The sequence below is a fragment of the Rahnella sp. GSA61A genome (assembly GCF_019969905.1).
Classification (GTDB): Bacteria; Pseudomonadota; Gammaproteobacteria; order Enterobacterales; family Enterobacteriaceae; genus Rahnella; species Rahnella aceris.
Genome location: NZ_JAHXYO010000010.1, coordinates 173585 through 194809 on the forward strand (window position 1 = coordinate 173585; position 21225 = coordinate 194809).

19 protein-coding genes and 1 pseudogene are annotated in these 21225 nt (G+C 52.2%); 7 read left to right on the forward strand and 13 right to left on the reverse strand.

Annotated features, from left to right (window positions below):
- Positions 1–8 precede the first annotated feature (8 nt).
- A complete protein-coding gene (locus LC431_RS14730) occupies positions 9–764 on the reverse strand; it encodes a LuxR family transcriptional regulator (RefSeq protein WP_013577865.1) in 756 nt (251 codons plus the stop codon).
- 227 nt (positions 765–991) lie between these two features.
- On the opposite strand from LC431_RS14730, the gene LC431_RS14735 reads away from it, so the two are divergent.
- The 7 genes from LC431_RS14735 (at position 992) to LC431_RS14765 (ending at position 8640) form a co-directional block, all read left to right on the forward strand.
- On the forward strand, positions 992–1930 hold the full coding sequence (locus LC431_RS14735) for an ABC transporter permease (RefSeq protein ID WP_037033096.1): 939 nt from the start codon (positions 992–994) through the stop codon (positions 1928–1930).
- Positions 1927–2787: an ABC transporter permease gene (locus tag LC431_RS14740; protein WP_223510030.1), complete on the forward strand. Its 861-nt coding sequence runs from the start codon at positions 1927–1929 to the stop codon at positions 2785–2787. The genes LC431_RS14735 and LC431_RS14740 overlap by 4 nt, the downstream gene beginning before the upstream one ends.
- Positions 2784–3761 (forward strand): ABC transporter ATP-binding protein, encoded by a 978-nt coding sequence (locus tag LC431_RS14745; protein ID WP_223510031.1) that lies wholly within the window; start codon positions 2784–2786, stop codon positions 3759–3761. The genes LC431_RS14740 and LC431_RS14745 overlap by 4 nt, the downstream gene beginning before the upstream one ends.
- Positions 3745–4794, forward strand: coding sequence for an ABC transporter ATP-binding protein (locus LC431_RS14750; protein WP_013577861.1), 1050 nt, complete (start codon positions 3745–3747; stop codon positions 4792–4794). The genes LC431_RS14745 and LC431_RS14750 overlap by 17 nt, the downstream gene beginning before the upstream one ends.
- Positions 4775–6289, forward strand: coding sequence for an ABC transporter substrate-binding protein (locus LC431_RS14755; protein WP_013577860.1), 1515 nt, complete (start codon positions 4775–4777; stop codon positions 6287–6289). Before LC431_RS14750 ends, LC431_RS14755 begins: the two co-directional genes overlap by 20 nt.
- A 228-nt stretch (positions 6290–6517) precedes the next feature.
- Entirely contained in the window at positions 6518–8014 is a 1497-nt protein-coding gene (locus LC431_RS14760) for an MFS transporter (protein WP_153376386.1), read from the forward strand.
- Between the two features lie 47 nt (positions 8015–8061).
- Entirely contained in the window at positions 8062–8640 is a 579-nt protein-coding gene (locus tag LC431_RS14765; protein ID WP_013577858.1) for a TetR/AcrR family transcriptional regulator, read from the forward strand.
- Positions 8641–8872: 232 nt separating this feature from the next.
- Here LC431_RS14765 and LC431_RS14770 read toward each other — a convergent pair whose 3' ends face one another.
- From LC431_RS14770 to LC431_RS14825, 12 genes and pseudogenes are all read right to left on the reverse strand, one after another.
- A complete protein-coding gene (locus LC431_RS14770) occupies positions 8873–9037 on the reverse strand; it encodes a DUF2474 domain-containing protein (RefSeq protein WP_013577857.1) in 165 nt (54 codons plus the stop codon).
- Positions 9038–9048: 11 nt separating this feature from the next.
- Positions 9049–10056, reverse strand: a complete 1008-nt coding sequence (cydB, locus tag LC431_RS14775) for a cytochrome d ubiquinol oxidase subunit II (protein WP_013577856.1) — start codon at positions 10054–10056, stop codon at positions 9049–9051.
- 2 nt (positions 10057–10058) lie between these two features.
- Positions 10059–11483, reverse strand: coding sequence for a cytochrome ubiquinol oxidase subunit I (locus LC431_RS14780; RefSeq protein WP_013577855.1), 1425 nt, complete (start codon positions 11481–11483; stop codon positions 10059–10061).
- A 547-nt stretch (positions 11484–12030) separates the two neighbouring features.
- Positions 12031–12501 (reverse strand): hypothetical protein, encoded by a 471-nt coding sequence (locus LC431_RS14785; protein ID WP_153376397.1) that lies wholly within the window; start codon positions 12499–12501, stop codon positions 12031–12033.
- Between the two features lie 49 nt (positions 12502–12550).
- A complete protein-coding gene (locus LC431_RS14790; RefSeq protein WP_223510032.1) occupies positions 12551–13945 on the reverse strand; it encodes a VasL domain-containing protein in 1395 nt (464 codons plus the stop codon).
- 82 nt (positions 13946–14027) lie between these two features.
- Positions 14028–14837: a lysozyme inhibitor LprI family protein gene (locus LC431_RS14795; RefSeq protein ID WP_013577852.1), complete on the reverse strand. Its 810-nt coding sequence runs from the start codon at positions 14835–14837 to the stop codon at positions 14028–14030.
- A 161-nt stretch (positions 14838–14998) separates the two neighbouring features.
- Entirely contained in the window at positions 14999–15430 is a 432-nt protein-coding gene (gene tssE, locus LC431_RS14800) for a type VI secretion system baseplate subunit TssE (protein ID WP_013577850.1), read from the reverse strand.
- A 19-nt stretch (positions 15431–15449) separates the two neighbouring features.
- The gene (gene tssA / locus LC431_RS14805; RefSeq protein WP_200227857.1) at positions 15450–17054 is read right to left on the reverse strand and encodes a type VI secretion system protein TssA; all 1605 of its coding nucleotides are present in this window, start codon (positions 17052–17054) and stop codon (positions 15450–15452) included.
- 200 nt (positions 17055–17254) lie between these two features.
- Positions 17255–18094, reverse strand: a complete 840-nt coding sequence (locus LC431_RS14810; protein WP_223510033.1) for a type VI secretion protein ImpA — start codon at positions 18092–18094, stop codon at positions 17255–17257.
- 89 nt (positions 18095–18183) lie between these two features.
- Positions 18184–19233, reverse strand: a complete 1050-nt coding sequence (locus LC431_RS14815; RefSeq protein WP_223510034.1) for a type VI secretion protein ImpA — start codon at positions 19231–19233, stop codon at positions 18184–18186.
- Between the two features lie 87 nt (positions 19234–19320).
- Entirely contained in the window at positions 19321–20373 is a 1053-nt protein-coding gene (locus LC431_RS14820; RefSeq protein ID WP_013577846.1) for a hypothetical protein, read from the reverse strand.
- Positions 20373–21225: pseudogene (locus LC431_RS14825) on the reverse strand (hypothetical protein); the annotation flags it as partial. The pseudogene LC431_RS14825 and the gene LC431_RS14820, both read right to left, overlap by 1 nt.

The window sequence follows — 21225 nt, forward strand, 5'->3', positions numbered from 1 at the left end:
AGGGCAGATTAACTGTCGAGTAAACGGTAATGCATCGCGCGAACCACGGCCTGCACACGGTTACTGGCCCCCAGTTTGCGGGCGGCGGTATTGAGATGGAGCGTGACGGTGGCAATCGACCGGTTGAGTTTGCGGGCGATCTCTTTGGCGGTTAAGCCTTCTGCCGCCCACGTCAGACATTCGCGTTCGCGCTTGCTTAAGCGCACGTGGCGACAGGTGAGAATGCTGCTGTCGAACAGCGGAAACACGCACTCCTGAAAGGTCAGCGCCAGCAGGCTCAGTTCGGCCAATACATCATGAATATCCAGCTCATGTCCCGCACCGGTGTGAATGCCGGTGACCGTCACAAATCCACCATTTGGCAAATGCAACGGCACCGTCGCGCCGCTCGGCATGTTGTTATCGCACATGTAATGGGTGACCGGTTTGTTGAGGTCACTGAGGCGGTTTTGCAGCGAGGTATTGTCCGGGCGCTGATAAGACCAGACAAACGGTGCGCAGCTTTCGAGAGCGTAATGCTGCACCGGATCGACCTGATAATACCCGTTCTCCAGCCATAACCGCTGCATGTCGCCGGGCACATTACACATCCGCAACAGCGACGGTGTGATCAGCTCGCCCTCAAGCGAACGCGGTACCGGCGTGTAGTCGTAAATCAGGGCGTCAAACCCCAGGCGCGAGGTCTGAGCGAAAAGCTGATCAAACGCACCATCAACGGTCGTTTCCCGCAAAGACACTGCACTCTCTTGCACCGCGAGCTTCATGAATTTATCTCCGCATCACTGTTTGCCAGTCTGAATGGGCTGATCGGGCACCGGTTTTGCTCAATCTCACCTGGTAAGGAAAATTTATGCAATCGCGGTGCCACATCGCTGACGGTGCAAACCTAGTATTTTTGCTAACTACCGGCGCGGCCTGACTGCGGATAACGTAAAGCCACAGGGGAAAAGACTCTCGCTCTGCACCAGAAACTGTCATTAAGAGGATTGTCATGCACCGTTACCGATTTTTGCTCTGGCGACCGCTGCAACTGCTGCCGGTGTTGCTGGGGATAAGTATTCTGACTTTCGTGATGGTGCGCGCCATACCCGGCGATCCGGCGCGGATCCTGCTTGGGGTACGCAGCACACCGGAAGCCATCGCCCGAATCCGGGTGCAGTACGGACTGGATCTGCCGGTCTGGCAGCAATATCTCTATTTTCTGCGCAACCTGTTTCATGGCGAGATGGGCAAGTCACTGATTTACCGTGTGGATACGTTAACGCTGATCATGTCGCGTATTGAGCCAACCCTGTATCTAGTGCTCGGCAGCGTGCTGCTGGCGATGCTGTTTACTGTGCCGCTGGCGGCCGGAGCGGCACGACATCGCGGGCAACTGGCGGATCAGGTGATCCGTTTACTTTCTACTATCGGCCTCGGATTACCGGCGTTCTGGCTGGCGATCATGATGATTTTACTGTTCAGTCTGTCCCTCGGCTGGTTCCCGGTGTCGGGCTATGGCAGCGATGTCGGCGAGCGTATTCATCACCTGTTTCTGCCGTGCCTGACCGTTGCGCTGGCGCTGTCAGCGGTTCTGACCCGTAACCTGCGCGCCAGTCTGCTGATGGAATTACAGAATGATTACGTCACCGCCGCCCGTGCGCGGGGGCAAAACGAAAACCGTATTTTCTGGCGACATGTGATGCCCAATTCACTGGTGCCGACAGTCAATCTGCTGGCAGTAAATATCGGCTGGCTGATTGGCAGCACGGTGGTAATTGAGAGCGTATTTGCCATTCCCGGTATGGGGCAGTTGCTGGTGAAAGCCATTATCAGCCGTGATTACATGGTGGTGCAGGGTGTGGTGCTGGTGTTCGCCCTGGCGACAGTCATCGTGAACCTGATTGCAGACTTACTGACTGTGGCGCTGGATCCGAGGGTGAAGCTATGAGCATGACCGAAAAGATAGCGACACAACGCATGGGGCATTTTCACCTGCGCGGGTTGCCGCGCCAGCAGGCGTTACGGCTCGGCATGCTGATGCTGAGTGTCTGGGTTCTGATTGCGCTGCTCAGTCCGTGGATCGCGCCGTTCGATCCGATTGCGCAGGATGCATCTGTGACACTGTCACCCCCAACGTTCGCCCATCCGTTTGGCACCGATAACTTTGGCCGCGACATTCTTTCCCGCGTGATGTGGGGGGCACGGATTGATCTGCAAATCTGTCTGATTGGTGTGATTTTTCCGTTTACCTTCGGCACGCTGATCGGCGCGTTTGCCGGATATCTCGGCGGCGCAGTCGATATCTTTTTCATGCGGGTGATAGACGTGGTGCTGGCGTTTCCTTTTCTGGTGCTGATGCTGTCGATCATCGCCATTCTCGGGCCGGGACTGGGCAGTTTTTATATTGCGATGGCGATGGTGGGCTGGGTGTCGTATGCCCGTCTGGTGCGCTCGCAGGTGCTGACGCTTAAACACCGGGATTTCATTCTGGCCGCGCGCAGCCTGGGCTACAGCCATCCGCGTATCTTACTTTTGCATCTTCTGCCCAACGCGCTGACCAGTTCGCTGGTGTTCTCGATGTCCGACTGCGTGCTGGTGTTACTCAGTGGCGCGTCGGTGAGTTATCTCGGCCTGGGCGTCCAGCCGCCGGTAGCGGAATGGGGCGTGATGGTCGCCGAAGGCCAGAGCTTTATTACTACGGCGTGGTGGATAACCACCTTCCCCGGTTTGGCGATTGTGGTGCTGGCGATGAGTTTCAGCCTGCTGGCGGACGGACTGGGTGACAAACTGGGGGAACGGCCATGACGTTAATGCAGGTTTCCGGCTTAACCATTGAAGACCGGCAAGGTGTGGCGCTGGTGGACAGACTCTCGCTGACATTGAATGCGGGCGATATTCTCGGGCTGGTCGGCGAAAGTGGCTCCGGCAAAACCCTGAGCTGTCGCGCCATGATGCGCCTGCTGCCCGGTGAAGGGCTGCATATTCGCGCCGGGGAAATCCGCCTCAATGGCATCGATTTACTGACGCTGAACGATAAACGCATGACGGCCATTCGCGGGCGGGAGATCGGCATGATTTTCCAGAATCCGGCCAGCCATCTGAATCCGGTGATGACCATCGGTCAGCAGATTGCTGAAAGCCGCCGTCTGCATTTTGGGGCCAGCCGCCGTGAAGCGCAAAGTCAGGCAGTGGAACTGCTGCGTCAGGTCGGTATTCCGGATCCGCAGCGACGGGCAGATAACTATCCGCACGAGTTTTCCGGCGGCATGCGTCAGCGGGCAATGATCGCCGTGGCGCTGGCCTGCGAACCCAAAATGCTGATTGCTGATGAACCGACCACGGCGCTGGATGTCACGGTGCAGATGCAGATTTTGCGTCTGCTCCGCGATCTGCGCGACCGGCTGGGTATCGCGATTATTCTGATCACTCACGACCTTGGCGTGGTGGCGCAAACCTGTGACCGCATTGCGGTGATGTACGGCGGGCGTTTATGTGAAACCGGTGAAAAACGGCCGGTTCTGGCCCAGGCGCAGCATCCTTATACGCGCGGCCTGATTGACTGTCAGCCGGTCAGTGAAGGCGGCAGCGGACGGCTGATCACGCTGCCCGGTCAGCCACCGGTCGCAGCACATTTTCCCAGTGGTTGCCGTTTTCATCCGCGCTGTGCGCAGGCGTCCGCGCTCTGCCGTGAAAATCAACCCGCGATGTCAGCGGGCGGCCACGCAACGGCCTGTCATCATCTGCTGAACCACGGGAGGCACAATGAGTCATTCGTCTGATCTCACGCCGCAGCCGTATCCGCTGCTGGAAGTGGAAGCACTCTCCGTGACATTTCCGGTCTCCGGCTTTGGCCTCAAAAAGCGTCACGTTCAGGCGGTAAACGGTGTGTCCCTGCATATTCACGCAGGCGAAACGCTGGGGCTGGTCGGTGAATCGGGCAGCGGAAAAAGTACCCTCGGGCGGGCGATGTTGCAGCTGGAAAATGCCAGCGCCGGACGGGTTCGTTTTAACGGGCAACTGATTACCGACGGCATGAAACCTGACATTGCCCGTCTGCGACAGCAAACCGCGATGATTTTTCAGGATCCGTTTTCCTCACTCAACCCGCGCCAGACGATTGGCGAAAGTATCGGCGAGGTGTTGCGGGTACACAACAAAGTGGCGAAAGCGGAGATCCCGGCGCGGGTAAGCACGTTGCTGACGCTGGTCGGCCTCAGCCCGGAACATGCCACGCGCCGTCCGCAGGCGCTGAGCGGTGGACAATGTCAGCGCGCCGGCATTGCCCGGGCGCTGGCTATCGAGCCACGCCTGATTGTCGCTGATGAATGTGTTGCGGCGCTGGATGTGTCGATTCAGGCGCAGATCATCAATCTGCTGATGGATCTGCGCGAAAGCATGGGGCTGGCGATCTTATTTATTGCCCATGATCTGGCGATTGTGCGCCGCCTGTGTGACCGCGTGGCAGTGATGTATCTCGGACGTATTGTCGAAAGCGGGCCGACGCAAACGGTGTTTAACGCGCCGCGCCATCCGTATACCGCCGCGCTGGTGGCGGCAATCCCTGAAATCGACCCCGACCGGCCGCTGCCGGAGCATCCGTTACAGGGAGAACCACCCAGCCCGGTTTCGTTGCCTGCGGGCTGCGCTTTCCATCCACGCTGTGCCTTTGCGCTGCCTGAGTGCAGGCACGGTGCGGCACCTGAAACCCGGCATATTGCCGACCATGCCTTCGCCTGTGTTCTTGATAACCACAAAAGCGACGGGATCAATCCGATGACTGAAGGAATGTTACATGAAGCAAAAGCATTTTAACGTTGTGGCCGCCGGGGTGCTGCTGGCGTTGAGTCTGGTCAGCGAAATGGCGCAGGCTGCGGGGGTACTGACCATCGGCCGTCGTGAAGACAGCACCACATTTGACCCGATCAAGTCGGCGCAAAACGCCGATAACTGGGTGTTCTCCAACGTGTTCGATCCGCTGGTGCGCGTTGATAACACCGGCACCAAACTGCTGCCGGGCCTGGCTGAAAGCTGGACGATTTCGCCGGACGGTAAAACCTATACGCTGAAAATGCGCGACGCGAAATTCTCTGACGGCACGCCGGTGACCGCCTCTGATGCTGTGTTCAGCCTGACGCGTATCCGTGATGACGCCGGATCGCTGTGGAAGGATTCATACAGCATTATCGATACGCTGAAAGCCCCCGATGCCCATACGCTGGTGATCACCCTGAAAACGCCGTCGGCAGCATTCCTTTCTCAACTGGCACTGCCGAATGCCTCGGTGATTTCGCAGCAGGCGCTGACCAAACAGGGCGCGGATGATTTTGCCGAACACCCGGTGGGTTCCGGCGCGTTCAGCGTGAAAGAGTGGACGCGCGGTGAGAAAGTCGAACTGGTGAAGAACCCGTACTACTGGGACGCCGCAAAAGTGAAACTCGATGGCGTCGAGTGGCTGACGCTGCCGGACGACAATACCCGCATGCTGAAAGTGCAGGCCGGAGAAATTGACGCGGCACTGTCGATCCCGTTCTCGCGCATTTCATCGCTGCAAAAAGACCCGAAACTCGCCGTCGAACTGGATACGTCAACCCGTGAAGATCACCTGCTGATCAACCATTCTCACGGTGACCTGGGCAAAGTGGAAGTGCGTCAGGCGCTGGACTTCGCCATCGATAAAAAAGCCATTATTGATACCGTGACGTTTGGTTACGGCAAAATCGCCAACTCCTACATCCCTGATGGCGCGCTGTATCATTACGCTGACAACCTGCAACGCCCGTACGACCCGGAAAAAGCCAAACAACTGCTGGCCGCCGCCGGAGTGAAAAATCTGACCCTGAAATATCTGGTGAATGCCGGTGATGAAGTGGATGAACAGATTGCGGTATTGCTGCAACAGCAACTGGCAAAAGCCGGGATCACTGCCAACTTGCAGAAAGTGGATCCGAGCCAGAGCTGGGACATGTTAGTGGCGGGGGACTATGACATTTCGGTGATGTACTGGACGAACGACATTCTCGACCCTGATCAGAAAACCACCTTTACGCTGGGCCATGACTCGAACATGAATTACATGACGCGTTATCACAATGACAAAGTGAAAGCGCTGGTGGCCGCCGCGCGGGTGGAGATGGATCCGAAGAAGCGTGAACAGATGTACATCGATTTGCAGAAAATGGCGAAAGCCGATGTGAACTGGATTGATCTGTATTACAGCCCGTACCGCAACGTGACCCGTAAAAATATCAAAGATTTCCACCAGAATCCGTTAGGGCGCTTCACACTCGAGGAGACGGTGAAAGAATAAGAAATCCTGCACCAGGGAGATAATAAGAAAGTTGAGACAAAAGTCTGTTTTGCCCTTTTTAGCCCGCTTCCGAGCGGGCTTTTTTATTGCCTGTAAATCTGACGTTTTCCCCCGTTACATCTTCAACGCTTCATCAACTGTCAGGCAGATGCTGCTTGATTTTGAGCGATTGCTCAAGTACCTTGCTGGCCTTGAGCGTTTGCTCAAAATCTATCTGAGGCACTTTTTATGTTCGTCAATAACCGCTGGCTGATACTTGCGATTGTCACCAGTACACTCTTTTTGATCATCATTGATATGACCGTGCTGTACACCGCTTTACCGCGTCTGACGCAGGCGCTGGGCGCCACGGCATCGGAAAAATTATGGATAGTGAATGCCTATCCGCTGGTGGTCGCCGGTCTGTTACCGGGCGCGGGAATGCTCAGTGACCGCATCGGACACAAAAATCTTTTTATGAGCGGGCTGCCGGTATTTGCGTTCGCTTCCCTGTGCGCGGCGTTTTCTGCCAGCGCTGAAATGCTGATCGCCTCCCGCGTTTTCCTGGCGATTGGCGCGGCGATGATGATGCCTGCGACGCTGGCAATTGTGCGCCACGTATTTACCAACGAACGTGAACGTGCGCTGGCGATCGGCATCTGGTCGGCGGTGGCTTCCGGCGCTGCGGCGCTCGGGCCAGTCATTGGCGGCGTGCTGCTGGAATATTTCTGGTGGGGCTCGGTGTTCCTGATCAACGTGCCGATTGTGCTGGCCGTTTTCCCGTTTGCACAGGCGCTGATCCCGCGCGGTGAAGGTAATAAACAACGTCCGTGTGATTTTGCCGGTTCTGCGCTGGTGATGGCGGGGCTGGTGGGCGTGATTTACGCGCTGAAAGAGCTGAGCCAGATTAATTCGTCGTGGCTGGTGATCATGGGTTCTGCGGCCGCAGGCGTCCTGTTCCTCGGTTTATTCGTCAGAAGACAAAAACGCGCAGTACAGCCGATGATCGACTTTTCACTGTTCCGCAACCGTGCGTTTGCCTGTGGCGTGGGCGTGGCGATCACCTCAATGATTGCGCTGATCGGTATCGAACTGGTGCTGAGCCAGCGGTTGCAGCTGGTGCTTGGACTGACGCCGTTTATGGCGGCGATGTTTATCCTGCCGATCCCGGTGGCGTCTGCGCTGGCCTCGCCGCTGGCGGGTATGCTGATCCCGCGTGTCGGTGTGCGCAAAATGATGCTCGGCGGCTTCGCGATATCTGCACTCGGCATCGTCATTCACGCCCTGGTCTACGATGGCAGCGCGGTGATACAGCTGATCAGTCTGTTTATTTTAGGTTTTGGCCTTGGTGGCGCAGTGACCGCAGCCTCGACGTCGATCATGCTCAACGCCCCGGAAGACAAGGCCGGAATGGTGGCCGCGATAGAAGATGTGTCGTGGGAAATGGGCGGCGTGCTCGGCGTGACCTTGCTGGGCGGCCTGATGACGGCGGTTTACAGCCGCAGCCTGACACTTCCGCAAGGACTGGTCAGCGGTGAAACGGCGTATGACAGTCTTGATGAAGCCTTGGCGCTCGCCGGGCATCTCAGTCCTGAGCATGCTTCGTTACTGACCAGTCTGGCTCGAACCGCATTTGATCAGGCGTTTCTGGCGGTGCTGATTTCTGCGGCTGTGCTGGTGATTACCAGCGTCGTGGTGCTGAAAATCGTGCTGCGTAAGTCCGTGGGCACACGCCAGGCTTCCTGATAAAATGCCGGTCTGAGCAACTGCTCAATGCCAGTACAGGATAAATTATGAAAGAAAACCGGGAAGCGTTAAGGGCTAAAATTCTTGACGGAGCCATCAGTCTCTTTATCGAAAAGGGGATTGAAAAAGTCACGACGCGCGAGCTGACGGAGTACGTCGGGATTTCCCGCAGCCACATTTATCATTATTTTCCTGACTGGCAGACGCTGTGCGTTGAAGCGCTGTCGGTGGTGATGATGGCGGAGCTGAAAGAGTTTTCCGCTGAAATTTCACCGCTTGAGCCCAAAGCAAAATTACACACGCTGGTGTGCAATTATCTGCCCGATACGCAGGGCGATATCTGGCAGTTGTATGGTTCGCTGTGGCAACTGGCGGCGCATAATGAGGCTTACGCCGAACTGGCGCGGCTGATGGTGCATAAGTGGCTGGCGCTGCTGGCCGACATTATCCGCGCCGGGATCGACAGCGGCGTGTTCCGCCCGACCGATGCCGGACGCGTTACCCGCCAGTTGTCTGCCATCATGAATGGCTATTCCGATCAGCTGATCGTCATGCCTTCCGCCGCAGCGCGTCAGGAAGCGATGGACGATATTCTCGATTTTATCGGGCGGGTGCTGGAGAAATAAAAAAGGGAGAGGGTATAGCAGAGTTGTCTGCTAAACCCCCTCCCAGCCTCCCCCTTCGCAGGGGGAGGAGCAAGGCAAACCGACCCTTAATCTCCCGATGCTGAGGAAGACAGCGCCCGGCTCCCTCCCCTGCGAAGGGGAGGGTTGGGGTGGGGTATTACAGCAATTTTAGGGAGTTGAAGCTTGCTTCGACATTGCGTGCACCAGCAAAATTCCTCCCAATCGTTTCCATTTAATGACTTCTCATTCCTGCCGCAAACATCAGCAGATGAAACACCGATGCCACAACAAATAACGCCAGCACGCTGCCGCCCCAGATGACGGCCATCCAGCCGACACGCTTTAAGAACGGGGCTTTAGTGATGTTGCTGTCATCCATTTTTCTGATGAGATTCATAACGCGATTCCTCAGTGATAACCCTGATCCGGTGTGACTTTCCCGCGGAACACGTAGTAGCTCCAGAAGGTGTACACCAGAATGATCGGGATGATGAACAGGGCGCCGACCAGAATAAAGCCCTGGCTTTGCGGCGGTGAAGCCGCTTCCCAGATAGAAATGGACGGCGGAATGATGTTCGGCCAGATGCTGATCCCCAGACCGGTATAGCCGAGGAACACCAGCGCCAGCGTCAGCAGGAACGGCGCGTGATGCGCATTTTTGCTGATGGCGCGATACATCCACGCGGAGACCAGCACCACCAGCACCGGTACCGGCAGGAACCAGTAAAGATTAGGGCGCGAGAACCAGCGGGTGGCGATATCGCTGTGGGTCAGTGGCGTCCACAGGCTGACTGCAAGCGTCACCAGCAGGAATACCAGCAACAGGGGTTTAGCGATTTTGTGCATCGCTTCCTGCAATTCGCCTTCGGTTTTCATAATCAGCCAGGTGCAGCCGAGCAGGGCATAAGCCACCACCAGCGCAAAACCACAGAACAGCGTGAACGGCGTCAGCCAGTCCAGTGCGCCACCGGCATAAGTCCGGTTCACCACCGGAATTCCGTTGATCACCGCGCCCAGCACCACGCCCTGACAGAAGGTGGCGATCACCGAACCCCAGATGAAAGATTTGTCCCACACGTGACGTTTGGCCGGACTGGCTTTGAAACGAAATTCAAACGCCACACCCCGGAAAATCAGACCGAACAGCATCAGGGTCAGCGGGATAGTCAGTGCATCCAGAATCACCGAGTACGCCAGCGGGAATGCGCCATACAATGCCGCACCGCCGAGCACCAGCCAGGTTTCGTTGCCGTCCCAGACCGGCGCAACGGTGTTCATCATCACATCACGGTCGTGTTCTTTTTTCACCAGCGGGAATAGCAGGCCGATACCCAGGTCGAATCCGTCCATCACCACATACATCATCACGCCGAAGATGATGATCAAAAACCAGATCAGCGGTAAGTCGATACCCATTATCAAGCTCCCTTATTTTCGTCAGTCAGTGATTCTGAAATCGCAGACAGCGGACGCGCAGGCGTGCGGTGCTGGCCCGGACCACCGTGATCAACACTTTCACCTTCGTGCGCCTGCGGACCCTTGCGGATCAGACGCATCATGTAGCCGTAACCGACACCAAACACCGAACAGTAAATGACGATGAACAGGATCAGGCTGACGCTCATCTGGATGACGTTATGGTTAGATACCGCATCTTTGGTACGCAGCAGGCCATAAACTACCCACGGCTGACGCCCCATTTCCGTGGTGATCCAACCCGCCAGCAACGCCAGCAGACCGGAAGGCCCCATCAGGAAAGCAAAGCGCAGGAACGCTTTAGAGGTATACATTTTGCCGCCACGGCGCAGGATCAGGCTCAGCACCCCCAGCAAAATCATCAGCATGCCGAGACCGGCCATGATGCGGAAGGTATAGAAGATGACGGAAGAGTTCGGGCGGTCTTCTTTCGGGAAGGATTTCAGCGCCGGGATCTGATGGGTCAGGCTGTGCGTCAGGATCAGGCTGCCCAGATACGGGATTTCAATCGCGTAACGGGTTTCTTCACGGTTCATATCGGGATAGCCGATCAGCACCAGCGGGGAAGGTTTGTTGTCTTTATTTTCCCAGTGGCCTTCGATGGCCGCGATTTTAGCGGGCTGATATTTCAGGGTATTCAGGCCGTGCGCATCGCCCAGGAATGCCTGAATTGGCGAGACGATCAGCGCCATCCACATTGCCATCGACAACATGGTGCGAATGGCTGGCGTATCGCGACCGCGCAGCAAATGCCATGCCGCAGCAGAGCCCACGAAGAAGGCAGACGCCAGAAACGCGGCGGTAGTCATGTGCATTAAGCGGAACGGGAAGGACGGGTTGAAGATAACCTTCATCCAGCTGACCGGCACCACCAGGTTGTTAACAATCTCGTAGCCCTGCGGGGTTTGCATCCAGCTGTTGGAAGCGAGGATCCAGAACGTCGACATCAGTGTGCCGAGCGCCACCATGCAGGTAGAGAAGAAGTGCAGGCCCGGTCCGACGCGGTTCCAGCCGAACAGCATCACGCCGAGGAAGCCAGCTTCGAGGAAAAATGCAGTTAACACTTCGTACGTCAGCAGCGGACCGGTAATGCTGCCCGCGAATGACGAGAACATACTCCAGTTGGTGCCGAACTGGTAAGCCATCACCAGACCGGAGACCACGCCCATACCGAAGTTAACGGCAAAGATTTTCGACCAGAAATGATACAGGTCGCGATATGCCTCTTTTTTTGTTTTCAGCCACATGCCTTCCAGAACAGCCAGAAAACTGGCAAGCCCGATAGTAATAGCGGGAAAAATGATGTGAAAAGAGACGGTGAAGGCAAACTGGATCCGGGCCAGTTCTAGCGCATCAAGACCAAACATAACAACCTCTTTTGTGTGTCAGGTTACCCTTCCAAACAGCAATACCGGTACGGGAACCGGCGATGTATGACATTCGCAGGTGAAGTCATGAATGAAAGGGTGGGACTGCCGGGGTTTTGCGAGAAACCGATTTAAGCACATCGCGCGAAGGGATTAACAGGGACCGTTCCGTGGGGAAATTAGTCGCTGAAACACTTTCAGTACGGGTAAAAAGCAGGGGAGGGAAAACTAAATTCGGAGAAAAGCGGGGGAAGGGAATTAACCACAAAAAGTGAGAGGTCATGTTGTTGCATTGATCTGGATCAAAAAGTTGTGATGTTTTTCAAATGTAATTTCCCTGCATTCGGTAATGGCTTGTTGTGTGCAAAATTGGTAACAAGAAAGTTAAATTTGCAGGAGTGACAGCGCATTCTTATTTTTAATGCAATGTAAATTTATGTCATCGGTTTTGGTGAAAAATGGAGCCGGAAGGTAATTTTTGTAGCATTTTTTTACATTTTAACGGAAGTCTGCCCGGGTGACTGAGGAAAAAAGACGCCCGAAGGCGTCAGGGTAATAAGCCTCCTATCAGCTCAAAAAAGGCATCTTCACTAAACGCCCGCTCTGGCCCGGTGAAGGGATTTGCAGGGCGCCATGTCCAGTCCCTGTTTTCGCCAGCACGCATAAACAACCGGCACAGGACAGTCACGCGACCCTGAATGCAAAGACTGGCTTCCACACAGCCTGTGACGCCCTGGCCATATAAATAGACCGGCGTGAATTTCACCTGCCTGTCTTCATAAAACAGCCGTATACCCGGAACGCTGAATGATTTCCCGCCCATCAGACATTCAACCAGTGAGATAGTGGTGCCTTCGATCCGTATACCGGTGCCTTCCAGCCATTCTTCCATGTTTTCCTGCAGCAGGCTGATCCGCTGCCGGAACTCGGCGATATCCGCCTGACCTTTATTTTCAAAAGAGCCAGTGCGAGGTTGGCTGTCTTGTAATTTTTTTAGAAACCGTTCTTTTGCTGACATACTTCCTCTGTAATTTAAGATGGCTGACGTCCGCCGCCACAAACATCAGTCAGTGATCTGCCTGACCATTTTTTTCGGTTGTCGCCGGTAAGTTCTGGAGGAGCAACACATACCTGTTCAGCAACTGCGTGAACTGGTTATCCACTTGCATAATCCGCTGCGGGGATATGCCTTTTTGCTGCTGTTTATCCTGCGCCAGTTTGCGCAGCGATTCTTCGACTGGCGGCGAACTGTTCAGCGCCTGCTGGATGGCAAACACGGAGGATTTTAGCTGCGACACGGTCATGTATTTACCGCGTTGTTCATCCAGCCCGTTGAGTTTGTCCGCCAGTTGCTGTAACTGCGTATTCGCCTGTTGCCAGCCATCGAGGTTTTCCAGCGGTATCGCACTGGCGTTAAGCTGCTGTGTCCAGTTTTTTGCCAGTTGTTGAGATGCGGGGTTATCCGGCCAGAGGATTTGCGCCTGTTTTACCAGTTGTGCTCCGGTGTCCTGTGCCCAGCGCGGCGGCAATGCTGCCAGCTGGCGTGTTTGCTGTTGGGTGGCGGCCAGAAATGCCGGTGCCTCGCGGTGGAGCATCTCAGCCTGTTGGTTCTTAAGTGTTTCCAGCGTCTGTGCGTTCAGCGATTTTGGTAATACCGGCAGCGTCGCCATCAGTTGCTCTGCCGTTTGCGGATGATAAAAAGCATCTATCCCGGCTTTAAAACCGGTACCGGCCAATGCCGTCACCACGATACCTGCGATAAACCCTTTCCACTGCACCGGACGTTTCACTGGCGAAGGCGGTGCAATCACCTGCGGTTCGGCAGGTCCGCTCTGCGCAACATACACCCATTGTTCACCGGGTTGCGCGGTCCACTCTTTTTCCGCTTTTTCTACCGCTGCCGCCGGTAAAACGATTGCTGCATCGCTGGTCGCGTGCATATTCTCCAGCTTGACGGCAGTACCATGCATGAAACTAGTCAGTGCTTCCAGCTGGCTGACGTGTTTCAGTTCAAGGCGTTGCAACACATTGCAAAGCGAAGCGATCAGTTTTTCTGCCTGATAAATCTGCGATAAATCATGATATTCCAGTGACATACCGCGCAATATTTGCTGAAGACGCTGACTCAGACCCGAAAGAATTTCCATCCGCGCGTGCACCGGCTGCGGCCACAGTCCCGGCCACTGACGTGAAATTAATGCCTCGAGGATCGCCAGCCCTTCATTTAATCCCGGCATGCCCGCTAGCCGCGCTCTGGCCTGTGTGTACCAGGAGGCCGTTTGCAGCTCGATACCGTTTTGCTGGAACAGGTTCAGACACAGGTGTTCCACCTTTTTCCAGTCCACATCGGGACGCGCCGGATGGGTTAATTTGCTCAGTTCTTCGCGTAAAACCGCGTAATCAGCCAGCGCACGCGGGTCATCCCCGGTGCGCAACTGGCGGTTTTTGTCTTGGGTTATCATCTTGTCTTACCTGAGAAAGCTTTATTTGGCGGTAAAGTTTGTGCACCCGATTTTTTGGGTGCACATTGACTAGCATTGTAAATTAATAATTATCGCCACCTAAAAATGCGATGCGTTCATTTGTCATTTTTGTCTGACAATCATAAATATTAATCCTGTTTTGAATTGGCGTAATTTCCATATCCGCATCCGATAATTTTCCGCATTTAAGCGCTTTTTCATTCACCCACGCTTGTTGTGATTTCTTCATGGAAGTTTTAATCGAGTCCGGGAGGCTTTTCCAGATATCATTCAGGTTTCGGTCGCTTCTTGCATAGTTATTTTTTGAGTTGGATAATTTTACAGTGAAATTAGAAGTGATGATATGATCTTTATTCACTGCGAGTGTGGACATTTTATATATAGAGTTCTGAATGTAATTAACTCTGCTTACAGATATATCCTTTTTGTTATCAGCCAGACTGAGGCTGTAGGGATAATTACTCCATACAACTTTACCGTTATTCATTTTCCCATTATCTGAAATGATACTGGACAGATACTCCGGGTTGTTTTTTAACACTTCAAGGGTTTCTGGTGGAAGTTGTGCCGCTATTGTTGCACTACAGTTCAGCGTTCCGTCGGTTGTTGATGTTGTTGAGACATTAGAAATCGTCATGGGTATTGAATCTATTTTACTCTGAAATTCCTGGATGTCTTTTTTATAGAATGCTCCGGAGTTGATAATATAATCGTTCTGCAGTTTCGCTCCTGCTTCACTTTTGATGTAATCCTGAACAGCTTTGACAGCATCATCTCTGCCACATTTGAAGTCTTCGCCTCCAAATAGCCCCGCTTGCGCGCTTAAAGAAAATAATGAGGCGGTGGTCAGTAAAAAAATACCTTTAAACATATATAAAAACCCTTTATTAATTTAAATGACCAGACATTGCGCCTGGTTAGCTTTTCCATGCATATGATCTGTTTTATTTAGAGGCTATTTCATGATTGTGGGTTACTCCTCCCTGTTGACATTAAATTTTAAAAAACAGGAATTAAAATATTTTAAATTTGTCACACGTAATTCTGTTGTTTCATATGACGCATCAGCACGCGGCCTTCCGGCATAAACTCTGTTCCGAAGCGCACAAGTCCGAGGTCTTTCAGTTCGGCGTCGAGGGCGTACTCAAGATGCCCCGGCCTGGACTGCGGCAGCAATATCACATTGATTTTTCTCAGGCGGGGTTCGTATTTGAGTAACGTGCCGGAAAGCGTGGTCAGCAGCGAGTGCGCCGTGCCGGGCATCCCTTGCAGGATTTTGCTCATGTCCGGCAAGCCATAATCGGGCAGGTGCGTAAGCGTGCCCGCGCGACAGTTAAGAATGCGCTGCATGTTATCAAGCACAGAGAGGATCACCTGATTCTCTTCGCTGACGTTGTGCAGGTCGAGGCCGCCGGCAAAGTTGCCAGTGAGGATTTCATAAAGAGAGGGGGATTTTGAGTTCATTCGCGGTTAAAGTCCTTTCTTAAGCACAAAGCACTGCCGCGCGCGCAGGATCAATTGAAACCAATCCGGCGAGTAGCGTGTCCATTTCGAGGATGAGTTTTGCTTTATCAGTATCGCCGCGCTGGAATTGCATTCTCAGCAGTTTGAGTCGTCGTGCTTTTACTTCAAACAGCAGGGCCGGCTCCCATTGCTTCAGCGTGAGGCTATTTCCTGTGCTGTCCAGTTCTCCAAGTAAGTGGAGTGCCATTTCATTTTTTCCATATTGTTCAGCAACACGAGCCATGAGCAGCCGTATTAGCCAACGTTGGCGAGGTGTAGTGATCCCCGGGCGAATCTGCAACCAATTGAGTGCAGCTTCAATACCTTCACCGTCTGCCTGCGCCAGTGCTTCGGTTTCAAGCTGAAGAACATCTTCATCGCCACTTGCAGAGACTGCATTGGGTTCAGATTGCCATCGCCCGTCATTGTCCTGAATATCACGAGCGATCCAGCCTGCGGTCACTTCGTCTGCAAAGGGGGTACCGTCACTGTAGGCCAGCGTTTCCAGTCCCGGTAAACGAAGCAGCAATAACCGCAGATCCTGTTCGATAAATTCTGCCCAACTATCATAAGGCGCCCCCGACTTGCTGAGTGCCTGGTGCAAGTACCATTGAATATCCAGCCAGAAATGGTTCACGCCTTCAGTAAACATCCTATCTGCATTTTCCAGTAATTCGCTCCAGCTTTGTTGCAGATACAGGCGTTTGAGTTGGGCACGGTAGTCAGTACGGGGTGGTACCAGGCGAGTACAACCTTTAGCGTCCAGCGGAGGTAGTTGGTCGACGGTGTCCCAGCGTATTGTAGTCATCAAGCGGTGTCCTGATAGCCAGCCTTGTGGCTGGTCTCGCAGGTACTGAGCTAACGCCTTAGCCTGATCGAGTAACTCACGACCAGACTGTATTACCTTTAATGTCGGCATGTCCGGCGAGATGGAGCGCGAATCAGACGTTGCCTGACCGCCGCTATTTTGCGGAACAACGGCATCGAAGCCACCAGACTGAGCCAGTCGGGATTCAAGGGCATCATAAAGACCGCCCAACTGTGGTCGGTTTGCGTCTTCCCATGATGTAATAACGTCTTCAAACAGGGTGAGTGCAGCCAAAATGCGTTCAAACTTTGGCTTATCGACTTCGGGATACAGCGAAAGGCTGTCGAGGACTTTACTTCCTGCCAGCCACTCCATGGCAGCCCGCCTGCTATTTTTTCGTGATGGCAACAACTGGTCGCCATAGCGTGAGACCAGTCCGCTCAACAGCTCCAACCCTTCGGCCAGACCCGATTCGCCGTCGCGATGCAATCGTGCCCAGAGGTAATAAGTGGCCACCCTTACGTCTTTGCATACAGTGGTCAGTAATTTCTCCGCCAGCTGGCATACCAGTTCAGTATCCGCGCCTGAAAGCTTATTAACTTCTTCACGCATACGTTGAAAATCATCGTCATAACCGGGATCTTCACCAGTTGCGTTATCGCTGCTAACCGGGTTTAGCCATTTTTCCCACAGCGCCGTTTGCACTTTGGCCTTTTGCATCAATATATCTGGGTTTTCCTGTGGGCATAGCGCTAACAGGGTGTGTAATGTGGCCATGAGACATTCCTTTTCGTTATGGCATTTTTAATGTGGCGGGGCTGGGAAATACAAATTTCTGGATTAAAAATTGAAACCTTTTCAAACTCTACTTCGGAGTTGAAAACTCCTATTTCAACAATGGCTATTGTTTTTTAGGATGAGCAATAGTCCATACCTGTGGTTTCTTTTCAACGTAGAAAGTAAATCGATGAAAGCTTTTAGTTGGTTAAAGTCTCTTTCTCCGGCCAGTTGTATAATTCTTCCGGTAATCCTTTTGGGAAAAAACCTTCCGGCGGCACATCGATAAATTCGCCTTCAACCCGGCGGATAAGGGTCCAGCCGGTTTTTGCCCACTGAGACTCCAGCCAGCAATATTCCTTTTCACCTGTTTCTGAATCCACCCAGTCACTGCGTCGGGTACCTTGTCTCGCTGAGGCCGGTTTACCATAGTCTTCAGCAATAAAACGTGCGGGTGCACAATCAATATCCGGCAAATAGAATCCTGTCTGGCTGGGAATATCACCTAACTCAATACGTACTGATTGATCTAATTTATAACGAGGAATCGTCTTAGGTAAATCTGATTTATCATACATTGAATTAATATAAGTCAAATCCCCCTCATCCCATGCACCTCTCAGTGAATCAGAAAGTCTATGATCTAATTTTGATGCGATAGTTTCTAGCTGGGAAATAACCAAAATTTCTTCTTCAGTCATCAATCCATTCCAAAACTCAACAATACCTTTGCTAATATTGCTCATAGCATGACCGATATCGAATGCTTTGATGTCGTTATGAGTTCGTAGAATATAAGCTTTCATGTAACGTTCTTTCATCGGTCTGATATTAGGCATCACGCGTGACTCCCATACTATATCAGCCTGCTGCCATTGAGGGAGTTTGCGAGTATTAATCGGCATTTCACGTTTATATCTTGCCAGGGCTTCTTCATGGGCATCAATGTAGGCAATAATGGCATCACGGGTTTCGGCATAATGTTCTGCTGAGATAAAATTTTCTAAAAAGTAACATTCCTGCGGATGTAAAATACCCATTATTCTTTTCCTTTTTTATTTATCCGTCACGTCCTTGTCAATAACAGTAACCGGTTTAAATCAAAACCCGTTACTCGCCCAAAAGTCATTCAGCTGTTTATAAAAACGCTGCCCTTATCATCCCGCTCCAGCAGTGACCAAAGTGTACGATGAAGCTTGCCTTCTTTATCTTCATATTCCGGTAAGACTTGCTCTTGTCTGACATGAACATAATGCAAACTGCCGTCGATAAAGGTGCCCCAGCGGCCGGAGTGCGGGCTGGTTTCGCCACTGTATGCGGTGATTCGGGTGGGTTCCGCCTGACGTAATAACTTCTCTTTCTCCGGCCAGTTGTATAATTCTTCCGGTAATCCTTTTGGGAAAAAACCTTCCGGCGGCACATCGATAAATTCGCCTTCAACCCGACGGATAAGGGTCCAGCCGGTTTTTGCCCACTGAGATTCCAGCCAGCGATATTCCTTTTCACCTGTTTCTGAATCCACCCAGTCACTGCGTTGGGTACCTTGTCTCGCTGAGGCCGGTTGACCATAGTCTTCAGGAATAAATCTTGCGGGTGAAAAATCAATATCCGGCAAATAGAGACCTGTCTGCGTTGGAACATCGCCTGACTCAATACGCACTGAATGATCTAATTCATAACGCGGAATTGTCTTAGGTAACTCGGATTTATCATACATTGAATAAATATATGTCAGGTTACCTTCTATCCAGGCACCTCTTAATGTTATTGACAGACGCTTATCAAGTTTACTAGCTTTGGATTCGAGAGCAGATATTCGTTCCATTTCATATTCGGTCATCCATCCATTCCAAAAGTCCACAATACCTTTTTGAATATATCCCATTGCATTGCCCATTCTAAATGCTTCTGGGTTATTATGACTACGTTGGATATATCGTTTACTGAAGTACTCCCTTAAATCACGAATATTTGGCATTACACGAGTTTCCCATACGACATCAGCCTGTTGCCATTGAGGGAGTTTGCGGGCATTGAGAGGCATCTCCCGTTTATATCTTGCCAGGGCTTCTTCATGGGCATCGATATAGGCAATGATGGCATCACGGGTTTCGCCATAATGTTCTGCTGAGATAAATTTTTCTAAAAAGTAACATTCCTGCGGATGTAAAATTCCCATTATTGTTTCCTTTAGATTTATCCGCCACGTCCTTGTTAATCACAGTAACCGGTTTAAATCAAAACCGGCTACATGCACAAAAGTCATTTAGCTGTTTATAAAAACGCTGCCCTTATCATCCCGCTCCAGCAGTGACCAAAGCGTACGATGAAGCTTGCTTTCTTTATCTTCATATTCCGGCAGGGCTTGGCCTTGTTTGACATGAGCATAACGCAAACTGCCGTCGATAAAGGTGCCCCAGCGGCCGGAGTGCGGGCTGGTTTCGCCGCTGTACGCGGTGATTCGGGTGGGTTCCGCCTGGCGTAATAACTTCTCTTTCTCCGGCCAGTTGTACAATTCTTCGGGTAATCCTTTCGGGAAAAATCCGTCCACCGGCACATTGATAAATTCGCCTCCAACCCGGCGGATAAGAGTCCAACCGGTTTTTGCCCACTGAGATTCTCTCCAGCTATATCTTGGTTTACCTGTTTCCACGTCTAGCTTGTCTGTACGTTTAATTCCTTGCACTGCTTCTGGTGGTTCGCCAAAATTAGCAGCAATAAATCTTGCTGAAGAAAAATCTGCATCCGGCAAGTAAATTCCTGTTTCGATAGGAATATCATCAATTTCAATCCTTACTGCTGGATCAAGTTTATATTCGGGGATTTGAGATGGTAGGTCTTCCAAGGCATAGCACCCCCGGCCGTTGTAAGTTAAATTACCTTCATCCCACGTCCCACTCAATGTTGTTGATAGTTGACGGTCAAGTTTTTTAGCCACAGATTCAAGAGCAGAAATTTTTTCTATTTCACCTTCAGTCATCCATCCATTCCAAAACTCAACAATACCTTTGCTAATATTGCTCATAGCATGACCGATATCGAATGCTTTGATGTCGCTATGAGTTCGTAGAATATAAGCTTTCATATAACGTTCTTTCATGGGTCTGATATTAGGCATCACGCGATTTTCCCATACCATATCGGCCTGCTGCCATTGAGGGGTTTTTCGGGCATTAAGCGGCAGTTCACGTTTATATCTTGCCAGGGCTTCTTCATGGGCATCGATATAGGCAATGATGGCATCACGGGTTTCGGCATAATGTTCTGCTGAGATGAATTTTTCTAAAAAGTAACATTCCTGCGGATGTAAAATACCCATTATTCTTTTCCTTTTGGTTCGTACCAGCTGTTTTTATTCTCTAGCTTCGGTAGCCCCAGATAAGGGCTGACCGGATCACTTGCTACATCGCCATAGCCCCAGCCGGTTTTCCGCCGTTCACCGGTAAACTCTTTTTTAAGCTGCGACGGGTTCAGTACGATTTGTACCGCTCCGCCTTCCAGCGAATATTCTTTGGCATTCTCATTAATTTGTGTTGCAGCACGACCTTCCCAGACCTTAAGAGGCCGTCCCGGCGGAACGGTGTAAACGACATATTCCCCATTTTCATTCCAGCTTTTCCATACGGCAAAACGTTTACGCCAGTCACTTTTCGACGTCAGTTTTTCAAACTCAGCCTTTCGCATCCAGCAGATACTATTGTCGGAGGAACTTGGATCAATAACACGGTAAAGAATCTCTCCTGGTGGGATTTCAATCGCACTCATTGAGTTATCAAAAGTATCAAACTTGCCCTTAAGTACTGGGTTAGAGGAATTTTCCCGAATATCTGGCCATCCTTCTGTTATCGATTGTTCATCATCAAAAGAATTTAATGGTTTGTATGTCTGTTTTTTCTTCCCAACATCCACCCAATCCGGCTTTTCCTGCTTAAACATCTCCACTTCTTTTGCCGCCCGTTCGCCGCCGTAGAGGTGTACATTGGTGCCCACATGCGCGCGGTAGGCATTGTCACCTTCAACACGCAGGCGGTTTGCCAGTTTTTCCAGTAAATCCGTGACGGGGGCGAGGGCTTTACCCAGCATCCGGTCCGCGTTGCGACGTACTGCCATCAGCATGTTCCACAACGCGGCTACGGGTTGCTTTAACGATGCCGGGCCCCAGGCCGTGACT

Bases quoted from the DNA above. Each gene is read 5' to 3' on its own strand.
- LC431_RS14750 (WP_013577861.1), top strand. From the start codon at position 3,745: ATGAGTCATTCGTCTGATCTCACGCCGCAGCCGTATCCGCTGCTGGAA.
- tssE (WP_013577850.1), bottom strand. From the start codon at position 15,430: ATGAACTCAAAATCCCCCTCTCTTTATGAAATCCTCACTGGCAACTTT.
- LC431_RS14770 (WP_013577857.1), bottom strand. From the start codon at position 9,037: ATGAATCTCATCAGAAAAATGGATGACAGCAACATCACTAAAGCCCCG.
- LC431_RS14820 (WP_013577846.1), bottom strand. From the start codon at position 20,373: ATGGGTATTTTACATCCGCAGGAATGTTACTTTTTAGAAAAATTCATC.
- LC431_RS14815 (WP_223510034.1), bottom strand. From the start codon at position 19,233: ATGGGAATTTTACATCCGCAGGAATGTTACTTTTTAGAAAAATTTATC.
- LC431_RS14785 (WP_153376397.1), bottom strand. From the start codon at position 12,501: ATGTCAGCAAAAGAACGGTTTCTAAAAAAATTACAAGACAGCCAACCT.
- LC431_RS14735 (WP_037033096.1), top strand. From the start codon at position 992: ATGCACCGTTACCGATTTTTGCTCTGGCGACCGCTGCAACTGCTGCCG.
- LC431_RS14740 (WP_223510030.1), top strand. From the start codon at position 1,927: ATGAGCATGACCGAAAAGATAGCGACACAACGCATGGGGCATTTTCAC.
- LC431_RS14780 (WP_013577855.1), bottom strand. From the start codon at position 11,483: ATGTTTGGTCTTGATGCGCTAGAACTGGCCCGGATCCAGTTTGCCTTC.
- LC431_RS14730 (WP_013577865.1), bottom strand. From the start codon at position 764: ATGAAGCTCGCGGTGCAAGAGAGTGCAGTGTCTTTGCGGGAAACGACC.
- LC431_RS14810 (WP_223510033.1), bottom strand. From the start codon at position 18,094: ATGGGTATTTTACATCCGCAGGAATGTTACTTTTTAGAAAATTTTATC.
- LC431_RS14745 (WP_223510031.1), top strand. From the start codon at position 2,784: ATGACGTTAATGCAGGTTTCCGGCTTAACCATTGAAGACCGGCAAGGT.
- cydB (WP_013577856.1), bottom strand. From the start codon at position 10,056: ATGGGTATCGACTTACCGCTGATCTGGTTTTTGATCATCATCTTCGGC.
- LC431_RS14795 (WP_013577852.1), bottom strand. From the start codon at position 14,837: ATGTTTAAAGGTATTTTTTTACTGACCACCGCCTCATTATTTTCTTTA.
- LC431_RS14760 (WP_153376386.1), top strand. From the start codon at position 6,518: ATGTTCGTCAATAACCGCTGGCTGATACTTGCGATTGTCACCAGTACA.
- LC431_RS14765 (WP_013577858.1), top strand. From the start codon at position 8,062: ATGAAAGAAAACCGGGAAGCGTTAAGGGCTAAAATTCTTGACGGAGCC.
- LC431_RS14755 (WP_013577860.1), top strand. From the start codon at position 4,775: ATGAAGCAAAAGCATTTTAACGTTGTGGCCGCCGGGGTGCTGCTGGCG.
- LC431_RS14790 (WP_223510032.1), bottom strand. From the start codon at position 13,945: ATGATAACCCAAGACAAAAACCGCCAGTTGCGCACCGGGGATGACCCG.
- tssA (WP_200227857.1), bottom strand. From the start codon at position 17,054: ATGGCCACATTACACACCCTGTTAGCGCTATGCCCACAGGAAAACCCA.